Raw genomic sequence first — 18,748 nt, forward strand, 5'->3', positions numbered from 1 at the left:
ACGCAGAACCGCATAAGCGCTGCCGTGTCGATCTCCATCGTTCTCGCGATGGCCGCCGCCGTCACCTCGGCCGCTGGGCTTTGGCCCCATTGGCCCCGTTGGACAGCATGGGCCGTGCTCGCCCTGCAAATGCTCTCAACGGGGATGAACTGGATCGCGCAAAGAGCGCTGGGTTTAGGGACCAATCACAACAGGGATGCTCGTGCTCGTCCTGATCGTCCTCTTCAACTAACCTAATTTGCCTCTCACCACGCAACGTGCTTGTGTAATCCAAAGGGAGCCACGGTCATGCGCCACATTTTCAAGTATTTCACACAAGCCATCTTGATCCTCGCCATCGTTGCCATCGCAATCGGCATCTGGAAACGGGAAGAGCTGAAACGCCTGATCGCCGTGCGCACGCTCTTCACGGAAGATAAGATCGTCACCAATTTCTCAGGCATGAACGCCGCCTTCCTGTCCGTCGATGTGCCGCGCGGCGACGGCCCTGTGACTGCAATAACTGTGGGCGACGCAATGGCCCTCGACAGCGAAATGAAGCAATGGATCAAGGATCGCACCGTTACCTCGCTCGTCGTGTTGAAAGACGGTGCGATGGTGCATGAAAGCTATTACCAAGGCACAGACCCTGACGATCTGCGCATCTCTTGGTCGATCGCTAAAAGCTATCTCTCTGCTCTGCTCGGCGTTCTGCTTGAGGAAGGCGCAATTGCTTCAATCGATGATCCCGTCACCCAATACGCGTCGTCCCTCAAGGGAGGGGCTTACGATGGGGCGAGCATCCGCAACGTGCTGAACATGGCGAGCGGCGTAACTTTTGATGAGGACTATCTCGATCAAAGCAGTGACATCAACAAAATGGGCCGCGTACTGGCGCTGGGAGGGTCTATGGATGGTTTCGCCGTTAATCTGAGCAAAACTTTCGCAGAGCCCGGCACCGACTGGCAGTATGTGTCTATCGACACGCATATCATCTCCATGGTCATTCGCGGCGCGACGGGTCGCGAGATTGCGCCGCTGCTTTCCGAGAAAATCATCAAACCGATGGGGCTGGAGGCCAGCCCTTACTACCTAACCGACGGCAATGGCGTGGCCTTTGTGCTGGGTGGCTTGAACCTGCGCACGCGCGATTACGCCCGTATGGGGCAGATGTTCTTGCAAAATGGCGCATACAACTTCCAGCAAATTGTCCCCGCAGATTGGGTTGCTGTTTCCACCGTCTCTTCCGCTCCAACAAGCGCGGGTGAATATGGATACGGCTATCAATGGTGGATGCCCAGCGATGGCCGCGAGGGAGAATTCCTCGCGCGTGGGGTCTACGGTCAATACATCTACATCAATCGCCCCTTGGGTGTTGTGATCGCAAGCAATGCAGCAGACCGCAAATTCCGCGAGGCAGGTGTGAGCGATTACAACGTCGAAATTTTCCGCAAGATCGCAGAAGGACTCTAATGCATGCAAAAAGACCCCAGCCTCAATGTCCTTGGTGAAGAGCTAAGCCTATGCAGCACCGATCCCCTTACAGGGTTCTTTCGCGACGGGTTCTGCAATACATGTGATGCGGATCAAGGGTCTCACACGGTCGCGGCCCTTCTCACGAAAGAGTTTCTGGCCTTTTCCAAATATGTGGGCAACGATCTAAGCACGCCGCGCCCAGAGTTCGGCTTTGCAGGTTTGAAAGACGGCGATCAATGGTGCCTCTGCGCAGGTCGTTTCTTGCAAGCGCATGACGAGGGCTGCGCGCCTTTGGTGAACCTGGCCGCGACCCATCAAAGTGCCACTGAAATCGTACCTTTGGAGGTGCTTAAGCTTTATGACCACACAGCCCAATCCTAATGCGGCCGCCCTCATGGGCGCGCTTGTCGCGGATGCTGCCACGCTTGGCACGCATTGGATCTACGATCCCGCTCGCATCGCAAGTATCTCCGGCAACAGCCCCGTTTTTGTGCCAATCAATGCGCAGAACTATGACGGCGTGCCCGCCTATTTCGCCCACGCCACGCGCAAGGATGGCGATCAAAGCCAATATGGCGAAGTGCTCGCCCTCGCGATCCGCTGCATAGGGACGAGCGACGGGTTTGATGTGACGGCCTATCAAGATGCGTTTGTGGCACATTTTGGTGCGGGTGGCGCATATCAAGGTTACATAGACCGCCCCACGCGCGGCGCGCTCGACAATATCGCAGCGGATCAACGTGCGCCGTCTGGCACAGACGATGACCAACACCCAGCCATCGCGACGCTGCCTGCGGTGGTTGCGTGCTATCGCGGTAGCGATGGTTTTGCAGATCGCATCACAGCGGCTGTGCACATTACCAACGTCAATGAAGCAGCAGATCATTATGCGGGCATTTTCGCTGATCTCCTCGCTGATGTCCTAAGCGGCACAGACCTGCAACACGCGCTAAAAACTGCGGCAAAGCGCGAACCGCTTTTGCAAGCCGCTCTCGATACCAGCGAGATCGACAGCATCGCTTACGGCGAAATCACGGGCCGACCCTGTCATCTCCACCAAGGCATGCCACTGGCGTTCCACATCCTCGCCAATACAGATTGCTACCAAACGGCGGTCGAGGCCAATATCCTCGCAGGTGGCGACAATTGCGGCCGCTCTTTGATGGTCGGCAGCCTTGCAGGTGCGGCCTAAGGCATTGCAGAAATCCCCCTAGACTGGATCCTTGCCACCAATTGTTCGCGCGACATTTGGCCTTTGGTGAAAAAAATCTAAATCATAGCGAAGAAAGTTGAAAGTTGACCAGTTATCCTATCACAACGCCCAAAATAGCGCGCTTCCAAGTCGCGCTGATCTCGGCTCAACAAAGGAATAAAAACATGTCTAAGGTCACAGTCTTCTCCTCCGCCCTCATTGCTGCCGGCGTGATGCTTGGCACCCCTGCCGCCCTGTTTGCTGCGGGCGATGAAACACCGCCTACGAAAACCAACACTACAAAGAAATGTAAAAAGGGCATGGTCTATGACAAGGACACCAAGAAATGCCTGAAGGTCGAAAGCCATAATTTCTCAGACGACCAACTCTACCTTGCAGCCCGCGAAATGGCTTATGAAGGTCAGTACCTGAACGCGCTAGCAGTGCTCGACGCCGCTGAAAACCAGAACGATCCGCGCATTCTGAACTACCGTGGCTTCACAAACCGTAAACTCGGCAATCACGCTGTCGCGATGGAGTTCTATGAGGCGGCGCTGAGCATCGATCCCAACTACATTCTCGCGCGCTCTTACATGGGTCAGGGCCTGCTGGCTTACGGCGACGAAGACGGTGCGCGTGTTCAGCTTGCAGAAATACGTGAACGCGGGGGCCGCAACACATGGTCTTATACAGCGCTACAAATGGCGCTGCGCGGCACGCCGTCGAAATACTAAAACGGTTGCCAGCTTGGGCACACACAGCCTAAGCTGGCATATGATCCAACGCAGGACCCTTTTGTGACTTCGCTGTCTGACGGCCTTGTGCCATTGCTGCCGCGCTTGCGGCGCTTTGCGTGGTCATTAACCCGTGATTGGCCCGATGCGGATGACCTGGTGCAAACTTCTTGCACGCGCGCCTTGTCGAAAGCAGATCAATAGCAAGCGGGTACGCGGCTCGATGCGTGGATGTATCGTCTGATGCGTAATATCTGGATCGATGAGACTCGCAAACGCAGTGTTCGCATCGGACAAGGTCAAGAAGATGCCGCAGAAAGCGGTGAATTACAAACCTCAAGCGATAGCGAAACATCCGCTTATGCCGGACAAGTTCTACAGCAGATTGCGCTTTTACCAGAAGGGTTAAGCACGGTTCTTTTACTCGTCGCAATTGAAGGGCACAGCTGCGCCGAAACCGCCAACATCTTAGAAAGATCTATCGGCACAGTCATGTCCCGTCTATCCTCCGCACGCGTCAAATTACGCACGGCATTGGCCGACCAGAAAGGAAGCCACAGATGAGCGATCACGCTCCCTTCAGTGAAGATCTGAAGATCATACTTGGTGCCTATGTGGACGGTGCCCTCACAGCTGACGAATGCCAAACGGTGGACGAGATGGCCGCGAATGACCCCAGCATCGCAGCGGAGCTTGAGAGCTTGTTCTTACTTAACATCGACCTTAATAGCGCGATGGACAGCCTGCTGGATATGCCCATCCCACCCGAAACGGCCCAGTTCGCCGCCCCTGCACCGACGCCTGCGAACACGAACGCCGCACCCTTGCGCGCGCTTGCCGCGTCTTTGGTGATTGGTGCGGCACTCGGCGCGGCTGGGATGTGGTTCTCGCAATCGGCAAGCGCACCAGCCAGCAAGTAGCAAGCGCGCGCAGTTGGCTGGCAGAGGTTGCGGAATACCATCAGGTCTACGCGAAACAGACGCGCCACTTGTTTGAGGTTCCCGCAAGCGAGCAAGCCCATATCGAGAGTTGGCTGAGCAAAGAGATTGGTGTGGATTTCAAAGTCCCCGATCTCGGCGATGCCGGTTGGACCTTCCAGGGCGCGCGGCTTTTGGTGGCCGCCGGAAAACCTGTGGCGCAAATGATGTACACAAACGCTGAGGGCGCAGTCATCGCACTGTTTGGTTTGCAAAACGGATCTGGCACCGCGGCAGAGCCTGCGCTACGCGCCTTCGGAGATGTGCACATGGCAACGTGGAAAAATCACGGCCGGAAGTTTTGCGATTGTGGGTGACGCCCCTGACACACTCGAAGCACTGGCAAAGACAGCCGCACCTTTGATCTAATCGCTTCCCTTAGAACCAAAAAGGCACCCAATAAAGGTGCCTCTCTATGTCTAAATGCAAGCGTGCTTATTCAAACACGCGTCCCTCAGGGCCGCTCATGTCAAAGCCAAGGTGCCTCGCAACTGAGAAGATGTCTTTGTCACCGCGACCACACATGTTCATCACCAACAAATGATCTGACGGTAAATCACCCGCAATCTTCGTCACATGCGCGAGCGCGTGCGATGGCTCTAGCGCGGGAATGATCCCCTCAAGCGAACAGGACAATTGGAACGCCTCAAGTGCTTCTTTGTCAGTGATCGAGACATATTTCGCGCGACCAATTTCGTGCAACCACGCGTGCTCTGGCCCGATGCCCGGATAATCAAGGCCAGCTGAGATCGAATAGCCCTCTAGGATTTGGCCATCGTCATCTTGCAGCAGGTAGGTGCGGTTGCCATGTAAAACACCGGGGCGACCGCCTGTGAGCGATGCACAGTGCTCCATCTTCATGTTGACGCCTTTGCCACCCGCCTCGACACCGATGATGTTCACAGATTTATCGTCAAGGAAGGGGAAAAACAGACCCATCGCGTTAGACCCGCCACCAATCGCGGCGATCACCGTGTCGGGCAAACGCCCTTCCGCCTCATGTAATTGCTCGCGGACTTCCTTGCCGATGATGCTTTGGAAATCGCGGACCATCGCAGGATACGGATGCGGACCAGCGACAGTGCCGATACAATAGAACGTATCACGCACGTTGGTCACCCAATCGCGCAGCGCGTCGTTCATCGCGTCTTTCAATGTGCCCCGACCAGAAGTAACAGGGATCACTTCCGCCCCTAAAAGGCGCATACGGAACACGTTCGGCGCTTGGCGTTCTACGTCATGCGCACCCATGTAAACGATGCATTTGAGCCCAAACTTCGCACAGACCGTAGCAGTCGCAACACCGTGCTGACCCGCGCCAGTTTCCGCGATGATCCGCGTTTTGCCCATGCGACGCGCCAAAATGATCTGGCCTAGCACATTGTTAATCTTATGCGCGCCTGTGTGGTTTAGCTCGTCACGTTTAAGATAAATTTTCGCGCCGCCAAGATGCTCAGTCAGACGCTCTGCGTAATACAGCGGTGACGGACGGCCCACATAATGCGTCCAAAGGTCGTGCATTTCAGCCCAGAAACTCTCGTCCTCTTTGGCCTTTTCATACTCTTCCTCAAGGGACAGGATCAGCGGCATCAAAGTCTCGGACACAAAGCGCCCACCGAAATCACCAAACCGTCCGTTTTCATCAGGACCGTTCATGAATGAATTGAAAAGATCGTCCGCCATAGTCTTATCTCCCTACGCTTGCCGCTTGGTATCGCCTGCGTTCACGCTCGTAAAGCGCTCTTAGCCATTCGGAGGCGACCAATGGGCGACACTATCGAAAAAGCGCCAAATTTCACCACTGGAATAGTATCGATCATCAAATCCTATGGGCCAATCATGACCAGCTTCAGAGAGCGCTGCCAGCTTGGCAACCAATTTGCCGTCCCAATCGAAATAGTGCATCAAATATCCATTGGAATAGGAATTCGCACTTTCATTTCGTACGACACCGTTCCAGTCAGCTCAACGACCTAACAAGGCAGGCATACTTGGAACCCCGGTCACGGGATCGCCTGTCATCCCGACCACATCATCGTCGTGCCGTGAATATTTAAAACTGGCACGCGATGCTCTGGATCACACGTTTGCCAATCCCGCACGCTTATATTTCCAGCGACCGCAACGATTGCCGCAAAAGCATCCGCGCGCGTACGCAAGCTGCTAAGCCCATGCTCCCCCCATTTGCATATCCGACAAGAAACACGCGTTTAGGATCAATGTTATGCGTTTCTGTGATGTCTACAATCGTGAACATCAGGGTGCCAAAATTATCCTGATCCGCCGTCCGCTTGCCCACAATTCACGCCGCTTTCCCAATAGTATCAGGCGACGTTTACGGGAACAAAACAGCCACACCCGCAAGATCCGCGCTCGCTTCAAGCTGCGTTGACTCGCGAAATTACGCGAATGTGTCATCATAGCCATGAAGCGCCACAACCAGGGCCGTCAGTCCCGCGGCCGGCTCGGGCAGCGCTAAGAAATAGTCGCACCGAACGCCCCCAAAGACAAAACGACCAGCCGTGTCAGCGTGAAGGCTATGCGGACTCAAGCTGCCAATAAGTGAAAGCAAAACAGTCGCGATCAAGCCGCACGTCAAATGCGCGCGCCTTTGACAAAGGCTGTGATCAACGCCGCATCTTTTTGACCGGGGGTTGCTTCTACACCTGAACTCACATCGACCTGCCGTGTCCCTGTCATGCGCACCGCCTCAGCGACATTGTCTGGATTCAAACCACCTGCAAGCATCCACGGCACGCCAATCTCACGCCCTGCTAGCAAACGCCAATCAAAAGCCAGCCCATTGCCCCCAGGCAGCGCCCCATTTTTCGGCGGCTTCGCATCAATCAATAGCTGATCCGCGACCGCCGCATACTGATCAATTGCAGGCAGATCACTGGCATCCGCAACACCGATAGCTTTCATCACAGGCAGGCCATAGCGCGCCTTCACCTCGGTGACACGTTCAGGCGTTTCGTGACCATGTAGCTGTAACATATCAAGCGGCACAGATGCGGTAATCGCATCCAGCGCCTCATCGCTGGCATCCACCACCAAGGCCACTTTGGCAATACCCATCGGAACCTCGATCGCAAGCGCTTGCGCGTCTTTTACATTCAGATTTCGTGGAGATTTCTCGAAGAAAACGAAGCCGACATAGTTCGCGCCAGCGTCACTCGCCGCTTTGACGTCGGTCAATGTAGTCAGGCCGCAAATTTTTACGGACGTATCGCTGCTCCGCTCAAAGCCATCACCCGGAGCCACTAAGACAGGCATCGGCGCTTAGCTCGTTTCGTCCAAAATCGCGAGGACGTCATCTTTGCCCTCGAGCTTGTCTGCCCTCAAACGCTTGATTTCGCGATTCATGCGATCCATTTCACGGCGCTGCGCTGCAGCTTCTGCGCGTTGTTTGTGCTCGCGGATCCACTCCCAGAGAAAGCCAACCATAAGTCCAACGCCCACACCACCAAAAATAATAACGAACAGCGGCAAGTTGATCGAATACTCCATACCCATCAGTCCTGCCAAATCCGCAGGCAACAATTCCAACATTACCATCTCGCGATTTGCGAGTGAAACACACACAAGCACCACCGCAATTGCAGCGAGCAAGAGGTACTTAAAATAACGCATGAATTACTTTCCGTTCAGCCGATCACGCAGCAATTTTCCAGTCTTGAAGAAAGGCACATGCTTTTCCTCAACAGGCACAGACTCACCTGTCCGCGGGTTACGACCGACGCGCGCATCACGCTTTTTAACAGAGAAAGCACCAAAGCCGCGCAGCTCTACCCGATCGCCGCGCACCATCGTTTCGGTGATTTCCTCAAAGACGGTATTTACGATACGCTCGACGTCGCGTTGATAAAGATGAGGATTTTCGTCAGCCAGTTTTTGGATCAACTCGGATCGTATCATTTAATAGTGCCCCCAGATTGCTGCGTCCCGCGTAGCAGCAAGAACGAATGTAACAATTATATGCACTTTCGCGATTTGGAAAAGGGCCAAGCGTGAGATGAGTACAATTTGCCCTTGAGAAAAGCTATTTTTGCAACCAACTTCCGTTTTCAATGGCATGTTTCTTGGATTTCAGCCGCACAATCCGCGAAAACCGATTCGCAAACGACAGCAAGCAGGCTCCTTAAACCTCGCTAAGATGGATCGGCGAGGCGTTCCACTTCCACAGCTTCGTTCAAAAAGAGCTGGGGCGCGCAGGCTTCATTCACATCAATCGAGGATTTGACATATTGGTTTTCCAAATCTGCTTCGGTTCCGATCCAAGTGAACCTTCCTTCACAGGTCTCGCCATTGATGCGCGCGATTGTGACCGCTGCTCCGACTTCGATGCCCGTCTCTACGCGCGAGACAAGCTGCGTCACATTAACAAACACTTCGACCGCTTTCTCATGCGGCGCATAGATCTGCGCAGCGGACGCGCCTGCACTCACGCAATCACCAACCTTGGGATCAAACCCAAGCAATACACCATCGTATGGTGCGCGCAGGGTCAGCGCATCCAAACTAACCTGCTGTGATTGCACATCCAGCTTGCCAATCTCCAAGGCAATTTGCGCCCGTTTCTTCGCAGAAACCGCATTGGCTTGCGTTTCGCTGGCCTGATCCGCTGCAAAAGTCGCATTCATCAAGCGGCTTTCCACAGCCTCCATCGCGGTTTCATTAAGCAATCCTCTGCGAAAGATCTTTTCATTGCGCGCGAATTCTTTACCCACCAGCTCTAGCTCTTGCGCACGCCGCTCAACGCTCGCTTGCGCCGCATCTATGGCCAGTTGACGTTCAAAAACCGCCGCTTCCAAATCTAGAACACGCGCCTCTGCAGTCTTCTGTTTAAGCCCCGCTTCGCTGGCATCCAATTCCACAAGAATTTGCCCAGCCTTGGCCACACCAGAGCGACGAACAGGTTCTGCAACAGCAACGATACAGCCCCCCTTCTCATAAGAAATCCCGGTGATCTCATCCGCAAAAACGGTGCCCGCTAAACGGATCGGATCAACAGCAGTGGTCTGTGCGGCCAGCGGCGTAGCACTCAATAGGCTGACAACCACTGCACGTTTGATCAGCACAACTCTAGCAACAAGACAATTCACCATGACTTCACCTCGCATCAGCTTCCGATATTTAATCGAATGATGAGCATGCTCGCTGCTTATAGCAAGAGCTTTAAGATCTTGGCGATCAACTCGGTCGGAAATGGATCTAGGCGACGTCATACGCTAGTGGGTAAAGCGCGCAAGTGCGTCGGCATTTTTGGGTGCCCCGAAAATAGTCACGCATGCCGCGACGCTCGTCTTTTGCTAGACTGTCCCAGTCGGACCAAACAAGCCTACACTTTAAAACCTCTGCAAACCGCTCCATCGCGCCGACGCTCGGGGTATCGACTAAGGTTTCGTTCTGATCCTCAATTATTCCAGTCGCGTTCAAGACATTGTCAGTGCTTTCACACATTATCTGGATCATCGGATTGGGTTTAGACATAAATTCACAGTCTATAATTATCACTTCAGGATTCAGCAGCTTAACCGGCGCGAGCAGCTCATAGTGATCCATGACGTGGTACAAAATCCCAAACAAAGCAACGACGTCAAACTGTGCGTTCTGCGCGATAAGCCTGTCGAGCTCTGCGTAAAGATCACCATGAGTGAACGTTGCGCGTTGTTTGAAATCAGTTTAAGGAGAATCGTCTTTTGCTCGATCAACGCGCTGCGCGCTTCGACAGCATGTACCTCCGCAGCACCGGCCCCTGCAAAAGCATAACTCCAACGATCATCATGCGACGCGATATCAAGCACTTTTGCATGCGCAATAAGGGGCGCAAACGGTTCAATAATAAAGCCATACCGCGCGTTCACCCGCGCCACGTCAGCTGCGCGGTAGCCATCCCATCCCTGCATAAAATCGAAAAGCCAACTAATCTTACTGCTCCACTGCTTTCATTCTTTCTGCGACTTACTCAGGTTTTCGACCCTCTAACCCGCTCTCTCACCGCCCGCTTTTGCGGCAATGCTAGCTTACTATTACGCAAAGAAGTTCGAACACAACTGAGGCTCCCAAAAAGGTTGTCTCACTACTCGGATCGAAGAGGGGCGACACTTCGACCAAGTCTGCGTCAATAATGTTCACTTTGTCCAAGGACGGAACGACCTGATTCGCCTGATAAGAATTCGGCCCGCCAATCTCAGGCGCAAAGGCTGGGTCAATAAAATCGATATCGCACAAAATATAAGTTTCTGTCGCTCCAACTATTACGCAGACCTCAGTTCATCAAATCATCCACATCACGGGCGTGAAATTCCTCTATTGGAATGATGTGGATCCCGACAGCATCAGCAAATCACGATCCTCGTTGTCGTAGGCGGTTCCGCGAATACCAATTTGAACGACGCTTTTGAGATCAAGTAATCACTCTTCAGCTGCACGTCGGAAAGGGGTGCCGTAGGTATATTTCGTACCACCAAAGTAGCTGTTAAAAAGGTCTGTGTGGCTGTCAAAATGGATCATCGATAAGGGTCGATTTTTGGCAAACGCCCGCAGAACAGGCAAAGACGTTAAGTGATCTCCGCCTGTAGTCAGCGGTCGAATACCTGCGTCCTTGACATCATCATAGAACACAGTAACCCACGCCATAGTGTCAATCAGGTCCGCAGGTTTTGGCGCGATATCGCCAAGATCTGCACAATTAGCAGCCTCAAACGGACGCACACCCGTCGCACCGCTTTGAGCACGCATCATGGTCGACATATCACGCAATTGGTGCAGCCCGTGACGTGGGCCAGATCGGTTGGTTGTGCCGCCATCCCAAGGCACGCCAATTAGGCCATGTCTACATCTTTGATTTTTAGATCCCTCAGCGCGATGTACGGCAAACGCATGAAGGTGGGAACACCTGCCGCGTTTTATTAAAATCACGAAAACAAAATACTGCACGAATCAATCGTGTCAGCGAGCTTTTACTGAATGAAATTAGTATTTCTCAAGCAGCTAACCCATCAAAACAACACATTGGCACTCTAAGGTTAGAAATGATCGCACAATCGCTCAGTGTTGATGCTCATCATCCAATGAGCCGTGGATCGCAAATTGCTCTATCCCTGCATCTTGCGGTTCAACAATACGGTAACTTTCTTTAACGCCTGCTTCTGTCAAATCACGCGATACCAAAAGCAATGTGTTGGGCGCTTGGCCGTCACAAATATCGACCATCTGCATCACTTCGTCATGGGCCACACCGCGCGCGGCGTCCAGCGAGGGTGCACCGTAAATATCCACGAAATGCTGGGCAAGCGCGTCAACCAATGCGTCTATTTCCGCAGGTTCGACTTGGGTGACTGCAACCACAGACACGCGACCGAAGGTCTCTCCACCCAACCAACCATTGGCAAACGCTTGTCTTGCTTTGCCGGTCAGATCGCCTTCACTCCAGTTGGAGAACTCAAAGCCGCCAGAGATGCACCACTCGCCAGTGCGAGCAGGTGAGTGAAAGATATTCATATCGCTCTCATCAAAATGGATCGCGCGTGCTAACATCATATCAATTGCCTTCAAGCAGGTGTGTGAGTGGGATCAAGTGGGTGGTTTCATCGTCGCGTAGCAACATGCCAAAGCGTTCATCAACACCGAGATATGTCCCTTTGAGGCCATTCAGCACCGCCTCTTCGCCAATGCCACACCCCAAGCCACGCCAGTCATTATGCAAAGGGCCAGCGCCGCTTTCGAGCCAGGTATTGATCCCAACAAGCGTGTGTTTCACCCAAGACTCCAGCAGATCAATCGCATTCACATCTGCGCAGCCTTCCGCATAAAGCGCGGTTTGATCTGGCGTATCGCCAGTCTCGTCATTTTCGGGCCAAAGCGGAATTTCTAAACCAACAACCAGCCAATCAGGTTGCGCTTTGGGATCGTCCGAAGACGCAGATACGCGCATCTGCCCGCAGGCCGCCCCATTCACCCTTATCCCGCCATTCCAATCAAGGTGAACAGCCACTTCGGGTGGAGCGAGTGCGCCGAGAGCATTCTGGAACCCAACACCACACAGGGGCAGCATCGCCATCGCGTCCTCAAGCACTACGTCAGGGGCAAAAATAAGCGCAGCCTTAAGGGTCGAGGCACCAAGATTATATACAACCAACCCAGCATCACAGCCGCGCGCAGCTTCTACACAGGCTTTGTCAAAGGGGTCAATTTGCCCTTCAACGCCAAGCCCACTGAAAAGCGGTGGAAAGCTGGGGGTGCTCATGCTTTGTTGTCCGCTATCAAGGCTTTCGCAACATCGCGAAAGGCTTTAGCCTGCGTGCTGTCAGGTTTTGAGACTACAATAGGTGCACCACCATCAGCAGCGACGCGAATGTCCAAATGCAGAGGGATTTCCGCAAGTAAAGGCACGCCAAGTTTCTCCGCCTCTGCTTTTACGCCACCATGGCCAAAGACATGCTCTTCATGCCCACAGCTTGAACAAATATGCGTGCTCATATTTTCGATCATCCCAATCACAGGCGTGCCCATTTGGTTGAACATATCAATGCCTTTGCGCGCATCGAGCAAAGCTACGTCTTGCGGGGTCGAAACAATTACAGCCCCATCCAGATGCGCCTTTTGGGCCAGAGTCATCTGAACATCACCTGTGCCCGGCGGAAGATCTACGATCAAAACATCAAGCGCGCCCCATTGCACTTGATTAAGCATCTGTTGCAAAGCGCCCATCAACATCGGACCGCGCCAAACCACAGCTTGATCCTCATTGGTCATCAAGCCAATCGACATCATCGTGACGCCATAATTTCGCAGCGGTAAAATGATTTTGCCATCGGGGCTTTGCGGGCGGCCAGATACGCCAAGCATGCGCGGTTGCGAGGGTCCGTAAACATCCGCATCCAAGATACCAACGCGTCGTCCTTCTGCGGCCAAAGCGCAAGCAAGGTTCGACGCAACGGTCGATTTTCCAACGCCGCCTTTGCCAGAGGCGACCGCGATAATGCGCTCGATCCCTGCGATTTTTTCAGGGCCTGTTGGCTCGGATGTACGGTTCGCTTTTAAGTCAGGCGGCGGCGCAGGTTGTTTGCTGTGTGCCGTCATCACGATGGAGACTGCGACGGCACCAAGCGCTTTCAACTTCGCTTCTGCCTCGTCCTTGGCCGCCATGAATGGATCAGGTTTGTCCACTTCCATAACGAAGCGGACTTTATCAGCCTCAACGGTTAAGGCACGGACCAAGCCAGCTTCGACCAAATCAACGCCGGAAGGGGCTTTGATTCCTTTCAAGCACGCCAAAGCGTCTTCGCGTGAAAGTGCCATTATGCGCCTTCAATCTTGCCTGTGACGACATGCTCAAGTTCGATACCGTCAATTGCTAACACCATCTTTGCTTCAAAACTTTTACCGGTTGTACCAACCGCTTCGCGCATCGCATTTTCGATGGCTTGCTGGGACGTCACGCCAACTTGTTTGAGAAATTTACGCATCGACATGTTAAACTCTTCGCTCATGTTCGCTTCCTTTGAAATTTGCAAATGTTGACGGATGCACCCTAGCGCCCCTAGGCTTGGCCGCAACCAAACTAATCTGGATGGACGCGGTGCAATGTTTCGAAACCTTGGTCTCATAGCTTTTTTGTTCGCCACACCACTCTCGGCGCAACAAAAAGCGTTTACTTTGCAAGCCCCTGAAATCTTGGTTGAAACGGACTTTTTGAAACACTTGCTGCCAAGGTTTTCGTTGAAGACAGGCGTGCGCATTACGCTGGGTGATGACACCGTGGATGCGGTTTTTGGCAGCACTGGTACGCCCGTCTTTGCGCACGGCGATACTGTCTGGTACCTGTCTAAAACCGATGGGCCGTACACTGACGCGTTTCAAAAGTGGCTGCTCTCGGACGTTGGCAAGCGCACTATCGAAGCCTTTGAGCCTGATGGCGAGGCGCTGTTCAGCGCGGATGTGACCAAAGCAGTCGTGGAAGAAAAATTCGTGCTGACAGGCGATGCCACACTGGGGGAAAAGGTTAGTCTGACGCAATGTGGTCGCTGTCATGTTGTGAACGACAGTAACCGTATGAACGCGATTGGCTCGACGCCGTCTTTCGCACTGATGCGCACCTTCCCGGATTGGCGAGAACGCTTTGAGACATTCTTCATGCTCCGCCCGCATCCAGCTTTCACCCAAGTTACCAACATAACAGAGCCTTTCGCGGCCCACTTGCCATCTCCGATTGCGCCAATTGAAGTCACTTGGGGCGAAATCGAAGCTATAACCGCTTACGTAGGCTCGATCACACCTGCTGATCTGGGCGCGCCTTTGCAAAGTCAATGATCCTTGCGCTTTGAAAAGTAGTCCTCAGACGTGCGTACCCGAGGCCGTTCGCCACCTTGAAATGGATTATCGGCCGAGTGATATTGCGCTTGAATTCGGCAGTTTTCGCACATCTGGATCATCTTTGCCGCGTCTGATGTGGCAAACATCGAATGCTTGCCCACCAGCTTTTCTGTGATCTTCGCAATCGTGGATTTGGACCCAAAGAGACTGCCGCACTCTATGCAGGCAAACGGCTCTTCCTCATTCAAAATGCGCTGATTAAAGGCTCCTTCTGTCAGATCCATTTGCGGCTTCAGCGTGATCGCCTTTTCAGGGCAGATGTTGCTACAAAGTCCGCATTGCAAGCAAGCATCTTCTTGAAAGCGCAATTGTGGGAGGTCCGAATTATCGCCCAACGCACCAGAGGGGCAAAGCGACACGCAAGACAGGCACAGAGTGCAAGCGTCTTCATCCACCACAACTGCACCGTAGGGTGCGTTTTGCGGAAGGTTGATCACTTCAGCGTCTGGTTGAAGGGTTTTTGCGGCAAGACGCGCCACTTGCCTACGCGATCCCATTGGCAGGATTGGTGCACAACTGATCGTGTTTTCGATATCTTGGTACAGCACATCACAGAGCGTGTCTGGATCCGCAGTGTGTAACAAACGTACCGCTTGCGTGCCTGCCATCGCAGACGCCAAATCGGCTTGAGCTTCGATCACATCCAACTCTGTCTTTGGCGACATGAGGAGGTCTACGTGTTCAAACCCGCAGGCAAGTGCCGCAAGCATTTCAGCGTGGCCGAAGCCGGACAAAGCATCCACCTCTAAAGGGATGACATTCGCTGGCAAACCTCGTCCAAAGCGTGCAGCGAGCGAGATCATTTCCAAACCATGTGTCGCGTCATGAACCAACAAACGCGCAGATGTGCCGCCTGCGCTGCGATAAGTCGATGAAAGCGCGTTTAAGCGCGAAAAAATCGCATCTATTGGTGGCGCATCATAGCTGATTGCGCCTGACGGGCACACAGCTGAACACGACCCACAGCCCGCGCAGACCATCGGATCAATTGCCACATGCTCGCCAGCCGATGTAATTGCACTGGTTGGGCAGACGCTTAGGCAATTTGAACATGCTATTTGTTCTGCACGACTGTGCGCGCACAGGCTTGGCTCTAGGCGCACGAAGAGCGGCTTTTCGAACGTGCCAATCAGTTGCGAAGCTTCAAAAACAGCCTTGGCGATGGCAGGCGCATGGCTTGGGTCAGCGCGCAAGTAGCCTTCGCGTTTCTCGGGGGCTGGGACCAGTGCCGTTGTCCCGCTGAGATCAAGGATAATATCGCAAGATGACGCGGCACCTTCGAGCGGGTCGCTGAGCGTAAACGCGCCGCGACCTCCCGGTGTAACCTGCTGCAATGAGTCGATTTTAACATTGAACCCACCTAAAGCTCCAGCGACATTGCGCACGTTGCCAACGACACAATCGAACCTGCGATCAAGCGGTACAAGATCGGCGTTGGGCACCACGGCTGTGACGGCCAAAGTTTCGCATAAATCCGTCGCTGCGGTGATCGCCGCTTCTGCGCCGATGATCAAACATGTACCCTCTGAAATCACATCGACGGATTTGCCAAGCGGCAACGCTAACGTCGCCTCCAAGGCCAATGCTGCCATCTTGGGTGCAGTTTTGCCTTCACCCCAGCCAGCACGGTCGCGCAGATCCACAAATCCGGGGGCATCCAAGCCTAGCTCGTCTGCGAGTTCCTCGAAGGTCTGGCGCTCCTGTTGGCATGCGATGATTACATCGCCTTTTGAGATCTCTTTCGCGGCCAAATCAATCTGACTTGTACAGAGGCTGCTATAGACCTTGGAGCAATCCAATCCGCATCCAGCTGCAATGGCATCTGCATCCAGCGTTTGCGAACCCAAGCAATCGCACAGTACTAGTGTCTTTGACATTCTCAGCCCCTGTAGCCGTCGCCGAAACAGCAACCCGCAGCGTAGGCTAGCCGCGATTCCCTGTCGTGGTAAACCTTATTTCTGAAGTTTCGGCACAAAAGAATAATTGCTGCATCTGCGAAGAAAATAAATTTGAAACCGACAAGTTCGAACAATTTTGCGCCATATCCCATCCCAGTTGAGCGCTACCAAATATAATTTTACGCTGCGTCGCAGCATTTTGAGAATATAAGGACGGCTTAGCTTAAATACTTCTTTAAAAAAGCGGGAAGTCTTGCAATCATAAACCACTAGTAGCCGACTTTGGGGACACTTTGCACGAAATTGACCAAAAATCCGTCTCTATGCCACTTGGCGTTGTCATCCGCAGGGTCCCTGGGGTGACACGTTGGGCGCGCCATGTTTGGAAAGCCGTTGCGGTTTTGCCCGGCGCCGGAAAGGCGTCATGGAAAGAACTGCGCCGCGACGCTGACGCGATTGAATATCACGCCGCAACCTTGCCGCTAGAGCTGTTTCGCACAGATACGGAAGCTTATCTTCATGGCCTATCTGCGAAGGTGCCAGCGATCTACGTCGTGATGCGCACGAGCGAGGATGAACACCCGCTTGAAGTCACGCTCGCAACCGCGTCACCCTATGAGGCGCAGGATTATGCGGACACAGGTGAAGAGCTGGTCGAAAAGGTGCCGATGCCAGAAGGTCTGATTGCTTGGATCAGGGATTTCATAGAGTTGCACCACGAGGATGAAGTTTTCGTCAAACGTCGTCGCAATAAGACCCGCGTTGATCTAAAAGAGGACGGCATTGGCGATGCGCGCATTCGTCAAGTTTCGGATGTGTACCGCGCTCCTGCGCCCAAGGAGACAGTCCATTGAATGGTGAACTAGATTTCTGGGCACGCCGGCGCGCAGGTGTCGCGGCCGAAGCCAAGGCAGAGCAAGACGTGCTCGAGGCTCAAGCACTGGCAGAAGAACACGCAGCACTTGAAGAGATGAGCGAGGCAGAGATGCTTGCTGAGCTTGACTTGCCCGATCCAGATACGATGACACAGGGCGACGATTTTTCTGTTTTCATGGCGAAAGCGGTCCCTGATCAAATTCGCCGCCGCGCACTGCGCACTTTATGGCGCTCTAATCCTGTGCTCGCAAATGTCGATATGCTGGTCGATTACGGCGAGGATTTTACCGATGCCAAGATGGCTGTGGAAAATATCCAGACGGCTTATCAAGTTGGCAAAGGCATGTTGAAGCATGTCGAGGAAATGGCGCGCCAAGCTGAAGAGCGTGAGAACCCGACGGTTGTGGAAGAACCTGAGTTGGAAGACCTCGAAGAAGACGAGGTTCTGAGCGCTAAGGCCGAAGAGACCGAGCAAGAACCTGATGAGGCACCAGAGCAGATCGTCGCTTTTGACGAGGAGGAGGCGTATAGTGCTCCTACGCCACGCCGCATGAAATTTAGAGTAGAGGAACCCGCGTGAACGCAGCTGAAGACATTTCAATCGCAACAGAAGATCGCCTGCGCGCTGATCTCTATAATTTTATGGGCCTGATGCTCTCAGGACCACCCGATCAGCTGTTGCTTGATCAATGCGCTGGATTGTCTGGAGATGAGAGTGAATTGGGCAAGGCGATTTCGGGCTTGGCACGCGTCGCCAAGGCGAGCAAACCGAGCAAGGTCGAGAGCGAGTTTAACGCGCTGTTCGTCGGGCTCGGACGCGGTGAATTGCTGCCCTATGCGAGCTATTATCTCACGGGTTTCCTAAACGAAAAGCCGCTGGCGACACTGCGCTCTGATATGGCGGTGCGCACAATGACACGTGCGCTTAATGTTTATGAGCCCGAAGACAACATTGCCTCGCTTATGGAAATGATGGCAGGCATGATCGTAGGTCGCTTTGGCACACCTGCGACGTTGGATGATCAAAAGACATTCTTTAACAAGCACATCGCGCCGTGGGCCGGACATTTTTATTCCGATTTGGAAGCGGCGAAAAACTCGATTCTTTACGCTTCTGTCGGAAATGTTGGTCGCGAGTTTATGGAGATCGAACGTGAAGCATTTCGAATGACCGCCACTTAGCGGTCCTGACATCACCGGCGAGGATGCTCGCCATAACGAGGGAAGGAGACATCC

General features: G+C 53.5%; 26 protein-coding genes and 1 pseudogene. 13 read left to right on the forward strand and 14 right to left on the reverse strand.

The features are described from left to right. Nucleotides 1–24 precede the first annotated feature (24 nt). The 9 genes from QZ280_RS08330 to QZ280_RS08365 all read left to right on the forward strand — a co-directional run bounded on the left by QZ280_RS08330 (nt 25) and on the right by QZ280_RS08365 (nt 4,675). Nucleotides 25–237 (forward strand): hypothetical protein, encoded by a 213-nt coding sequence (locus QZ280_RS08330; protein ID WP_293442525.1) that lies wholly within the window; start codon nt 25–27, stop codon nt 235–237. Between the two features lie 51 nt (nt 238–288). Then, nucleotides 289–1,452: a serine hydrolase gene (locus QZ280_RS08335; RefSeq protein WP_293442527.1), complete on the forward strand. Its 1,164-nt coding sequence runs from the start codon at nt 289–291 to the stop codon at nt 1,450–1,452. A 3-nt stretch (nt 1,453–1,455) separates the two neighbouring features. Beyond that, complete coding sequence (locus QZ280_RS08340) at nt 1,456–1,836, forward strand: DUF2237 domain-containing protein (protein ID WP_293442529.1); 381 nt, start codon at nt 1,456–1,458, stop codon at nt 1,834–1,836. Continuing rightward, the gene (locus QZ280_RS08345) at nt 1,814–2,647 is read left to right on the forward strand and encodes an ADP-ribosylglycohydrolase family protein (RefSeq protein WP_293442531.1); all 834 of its coding nucleotides are present in this window, start codon (nt 1,814–1,816) and stop codon (nt 2,645–2,647) included. The genes QZ280_RS08340 and QZ280_RS08345 overlap by 23 nt, the downstream gene beginning before the upstream one ends. A 185-nt stretch (nt 2,648–2,832) precedes the next feature. Next, on the forward strand, nt 2,833–3,381 hold the full coding sequence (locus QZ280_RS08350; protein ID WP_293442533.1) for a tetratricopeptide repeat protein: 549 nt from the start codon (nt 2,833–2,835) through the stop codon (nt 3,379–3,381). Between the two features lie 87 nt (nt 3,382–3,468). Next, on the forward strand, nt 3,469–3,585 hold the full coding sequence (locus QZ280_RS16310) for a sigma factor (RefSeq protein ID WP_365734423.1): 117 nt from the start codon (nt 3,469–3,471) through the stop codon (nt 3,583–3,585). Nucleotides 3,586–3,624: 39 nt separating this feature from the next. After that, on the forward strand, nt 3,625–3,945 hold the full coding sequence (locus tag QZ280_RS08355; RefSeq protein ID WP_293442536.1) for an RNA polymerase sigma factor: 321 nt from the start codon (nt 3,625–3,627) through the stop codon (nt 3,943–3,945). Continuing rightward, nucleotides 3,942–4,301 carry a hypothetical protein gene (locus QZ280_RS08360; RefSeq protein ID WP_293442539.1) on the forward strand — a complete coding sequence of 120 codons (360 nt, stop codon included), beginning with the start codon at nt 3,942–3,944 and terminating at the stop codon, nt 4,299–4,301. Before QZ280_RS08355 ends, QZ280_RS08360 begins: the two co-directional genes overlap by 4 nt. Then, entirely contained in the window at nt 4,262–4,675 is a 414-nt protein-coding gene (locus QZ280_RS08365; RefSeq protein WP_293442542.1) for a hypothetical protein, read from the forward strand. The genes QZ280_RS08360 and QZ280_RS08365 overlap by 40 nt, the downstream gene beginning before the upstream one ends. Nucleotides 4,676–4,793: 118 nt before the next feature. Here the strand turns inward: QZ280_RS08365 and trpB are convergent, their stop codons facing one another. The 13 genes and pseudogenes from trpB to QZ280_RS08430 all read right to left on the reverse strand — a co-directional run bounded on the left by trpB (nt 4,794) and on the right by QZ280_RS08430 (nt 13,855). Beyond that, nucleotides 4,794–6,041, reverse strand: a complete 1,248-nt coding sequence (gene trpB, locus QZ280_RS08370) for a tryptophan synthase subunit beta (protein WP_293442545.1) — start codon at nt 6,039–6,041, stop codon at nt 4,794–4,796. A 60-nt stretch (nt 6,042–6,101) separates the two neighbouring features. Further along, nucleotides 6,102–6,263 (reverse strand): hypothetical protein, encoded by a 162-nt coding sequence (locus QZ280_RS08375; RefSeq protein ID WP_293442548.1) that lies wholly within the window; start codon nt 6,261–6,263, stop codon nt 6,102–6,104. Nucleotides 6,264–6,953: 690 nt separating this feature from the next. Next, nucleotides 6,954–7,634 carry a phosphoribosylanthranilate isomerase gene (locus QZ280_RS08380; protein WP_293442551.1) on the reverse strand — a complete coding sequence of 227 codons (681 nt, stop codon included), beginning with the start codon at nt 7,632–7,634 and terminating at the stop codon, nt 6,954–6,956. 6 nt (nt 7,635–7,640) lie between these two features. Further along, nucleotides 7,641–7,991: a lipopolysaccharide assembly protein LapA domain-containing protein gene (locus QZ280_RS08385; protein ID WP_293442554.1), complete on the reverse strand. Its 351-nt coding sequence runs from the start codon at nt 7,989–7,991 to the stop codon at nt 7,641–7,643. A 3-nt stretch (nt 7,992–7,994) separates the two neighbouring features. Further along, nucleotides 7,995–8,276, reverse strand: a complete 282-nt coding sequence (gene ihfB, locus QZ280_RS08390; RefSeq protein ID WP_293442557.1) for an integration host factor subunit beta — start codon at nt 8,274–8,276, stop codon at nt 7,995–7,997. Nucleotides 8,277–8,509: 233 nt separating this feature from the next. Further along, entirely contained in the window at nt 8,510–9,466 is a 957-nt protein-coding gene (locus tag QZ280_RS08395) for an HlyD family efflux transporter periplasmic adaptor subunit (RefSeq protein WP_293442560.1), read from the reverse strand. Nucleotides 9,467–9,572: 106 nt separating this feature from the next. Further along, on the reverse strand, nt 9,573–9,851 hold the full coding sequence (locus tag QZ280_RS08400; protein ID WP_293442563.1) for a hypothetical protein: 279 nt from the start codon (nt 9,849–9,851) through the stop codon (nt 9,573–9,575). A 32-nt stretch (nt 9,852–9,883) separates the two neighbouring features. Continuing rightward, nucleotides 9,884–10,267 carry a hypothetical protein gene (locus tag QZ280_RS08405; RefSeq protein ID WP_293442565.1) on the reverse strand — a complete coding sequence of 128 codons (384 nt, stop codon included), beginning with the start codon at nt 10,265–10,267 and terminating at the stop codon, nt 9,884–9,886. Between the two features lie 112 nt (nt 10,268–10,379). After that, nucleotides 10,380–11,263, reverse strand: a pseudogene (locus tag QZ280_RS08410) (arginase family protein); the annotation flags it as partial. 148 nt (nt 11,264–11,411) lie between these two features. Then, entirely contained in the window at nt 11,412–11,903 is a 492-nt protein-coding gene (locus QZ280_RS08415; RefSeq protein ID WP_293442568.1) for a DUF6505 family protein, read from the reverse strand. A 1-nt stretch (nt 11,904) separates the two neighbouring features. Continuing rightward, nucleotides 11,905–12,609, reverse strand: a complete 705-nt coding sequence (locus QZ280_RS08420) for a biotin/lipoate--protein ligase family protein (RefSeq protein ID WP_293442571.1) — start codon at nt 12,607–12,609, stop codon at nt 11,905–11,907. Continuing rightward, a complete protein-coding gene (locus QZ280_RS08425; protein WP_293442574.1) occupies nt 12,606–13,664 on the reverse strand; it encodes an Mrp/NBP35 family ATP-binding protein in 1,059 nt (352 codons plus the stop codon). The genes QZ280_RS08420 and QZ280_RS08425 overlap by 4 nt, the downstream gene beginning before the upstream one ends. Then, nucleotides 13,664–13,855 carry a DUF6494 family protein gene (locus QZ280_RS08430; RefSeq protein WP_293442577.1) on the reverse strand — a complete coding sequence of 64 codons (192 nt, stop codon included), beginning with the start codon at nt 13,853–13,855 and terminating at the stop codon, nt 13,664–13,666. Before QZ280_RS08430 ends, QZ280_RS08425 begins: the two co-directional genes overlap by 1 nt. A gap of 94 nt (nt 13,856–13,949) precedes the next feature. Between QZ280_RS08430 and QZ280_RS08435 the strand changes: the two genes are divergently transcribed. Then, nucleotides 13,950–14,675, forward strand: a complete 726-nt coding sequence (locus tag QZ280_RS08435; RefSeq protein WP_293442580.1) for a hypothetical protein — start codon at nt 13,950–13,952, stop codon at nt 14,673–14,675. Here QZ280_RS08435 and QZ280_RS08440 read toward each other — a convergent pair. Continuing rightward, complete coding sequence (locus QZ280_RS08440; RefSeq protein WP_293442583.1) at nt 14,669–16,615, reverse strand: 4Fe-4S binding protein; 1,947 nt, start codon at nt 16,613–16,615, stop codon at nt 14,669–14,671. The two genes, QZ280_RS08435 and QZ280_RS08440, sit on opposite strands and share 7 nt — an antisense overlap. A gap of 344 nt (nt 16,616–16,959) precedes the next feature. Between QZ280_RS08440 and QZ280_RS08445 the strand changes: the two genes are divergently transcribed. Genes QZ280_RS08445 through QZ280_RS08455 form a run of 3 tightly spaced genes read left to right on the forward strand, consistent with a single transcriptional unit; the run spans nt 16,960 to nt 18,694 of the window. Further along, nucleotides 16,960–17,490, forward strand: a complete 531-nt coding sequence (locus tag QZ280_RS08445; RefSeq protein WP_293442626.1) for a DUF3305 domain-containing protein — start codon at nt 16,960–16,962, stop codon at nt 17,488–17,490. Continuing rightward, nucleotides 17,487–18,092, forward strand: a complete 606-nt coding sequence (locus tag QZ280_RS08450; protein ID WP_293442586.1) for a DUF3306 domain-containing protein — start codon at nt 17,487–17,489, stop codon at nt 18,090–18,092. The genes QZ280_RS08445 and QZ280_RS08450 overlap by 4 nt, the downstream gene beginning before the upstream one ends. Beyond that, a complete protein-coding gene (locus QZ280_RS08455; protein ID WP_293442589.1) occupies nt 18,089–18,694 on the forward strand; it encodes a molecular chaperone TorD family protein in 606 nt (201 codons plus the stop codon). The genes QZ280_RS08450 and QZ280_RS08455 overlap by 4 nt, the downstream gene beginning before the upstream one ends. Nucleotides 18,695–18,748: the final 54 nt, after the last annotated feature.

Origin of the sequence: Planktotalea sp., assembly GCF_018607995.1 — a bacterium.
Taxonomy (GTDB): domain Bacteria; phylum Pseudomonadota; class Alphaproteobacteria; order Rhodobacterales; family Rhodobacteraceae; genus Planktotalea.

Coding starts and splice junctions, on each gene's coding strand:
- QZ280_RS08435 (WP_293442580.1), top strand. CDS start 13,950: ATGTTTCGAAACCTTGGTCTCATAGCTTTTTTGTTCGCCACACCACTC.
- trpB (WP_293442545.1), bottom strand. CDS start 6,041: ATGGCGGACGATCTTTTCAATTCATTCATGAACGGTCCTGATGAAAAC.
- QZ280_RS08400 (WP_293442563.1), bottom strand. CDS start 9,851: ATGTCTAAACCCAATCCGATGATCCAGATAATGTGTGAAAGCACTGAC.
- QZ280_RS08375 (WP_293442548.1), bottom strand. CDS start 6,263: ATGCACTATTTCGATTGGGACGGCAAATTGGTTGCCAAGCTGGCAGCG.
- QZ280_RS08415 (WP_293442568.1), bottom strand. CDS start 11,903: ATGATGTTAGCACGCGCGATCCATTTTGATGAGAGCGATATGAATATC.
- QZ280_RS08350 (WP_293442533.1), top strand. CDS start 2,833: ATGTCTAAGGTCACAGTCTTCTCCTCCGCCCTCATTGCTGCCGGCGTG.
- QZ280_RS08405 (WP_293442565.1), bottom strand. CDS start 10,267: ATGCAGGGATGGGATGGCTACCGCGCAGCTGACGTGGCGCGGGTGAAC.
- QZ280_RS08395 (WP_293442560.1), bottom strand. CDS start 9,466: ATGGTGAATTGTCTTGTTGCTAGAGTTGTGCTGATCAAACGTGCAGTG.
- QZ280_RS08335 (WP_293442527.1), top strand. CDS start 289: ATGCGCCACATTTTCAAGTATTTCACACAAGCCATCTTGATCCTCGCC.
- QZ280_RS08420 (WP_293442571.1), bottom strand. CDS start 12,609: ATGAGCACCCCCAGCTTTCCACCGCTTTTCAGTGGGCTTGGCGTTGAA.
- QZ280_RS08425 (WP_293442574.1), bottom strand. CDS start 13,664: ATGGCACTTTCACGCGAAGACGCTTTGGCGTGCTTGAAAGGAATCAAA.
- QZ280_RS08355 (WP_293442536.1), top strand. CDS start 3,625: ATGCGTAATATCTGGATCGATGAGACTCGCAAACGCAGTGTTCGCATC.
- QZ280_RS08360 (WP_293442539.1), top strand. CDS start 3,942: ATGAGCGATCACGCTCCCTTCAGTGAAGATCTGAAGATCATACTTGGT.
- QZ280_RS08380 (WP_293442551.1), bottom strand. CDS start 7,634: ATGCCTGTCTTAGTGGCTCCGGGTGATGGCTTTGAGCGGAGCAGCGAT.
- QZ280_RS08385 (WP_293442554.1), bottom strand. CDS start 7,991: ATGCGTTATTTTAAGTACCTCTTGCTCGCTGCAATTGCGGTGGTGCTT.
- QZ280_RS08445 (WP_293442626.1), top strand. CDS start 16,960: ATGCCACTTGGCGTTGTCATCCGCAGGGTCCCTGGGGTGACACGTTGG.
- QZ280_RS08345 (WP_293442531.1), top strand. CDS start 1,814: ATGACCACACAGCCCAATCCTAATGCGGCCGCCCTCATGGGCGCGCTT.
- QZ280_RS08440 (WP_293442583.1), bottom strand. CDS start 16,615: ATGTCAAAGACACTAGTACTGTGCGATTGCTTGGGTTCGCAAACGCTG.
- QZ280_RS08340 (WP_293442529.1), top strand. CDS start 1,456: ATGCAAAAAGACCCCAGCCTCAATGTCCTTGGTGAAGAGCTAAGCCTA.
- QZ280_RS08430 (WP_293442577.1), bottom strand. CDS start 13,855: ATGAGCGAAGAGTTTAACATGTCGATGCGTAAATTTCTCAAACAAGTT.
- ihfB (WP_293442557.1), bottom strand. CDS start 8,276: ATGATACGATCCGAGTTGATCCAAAAACTGGCTGACGAAAATCCTCAT.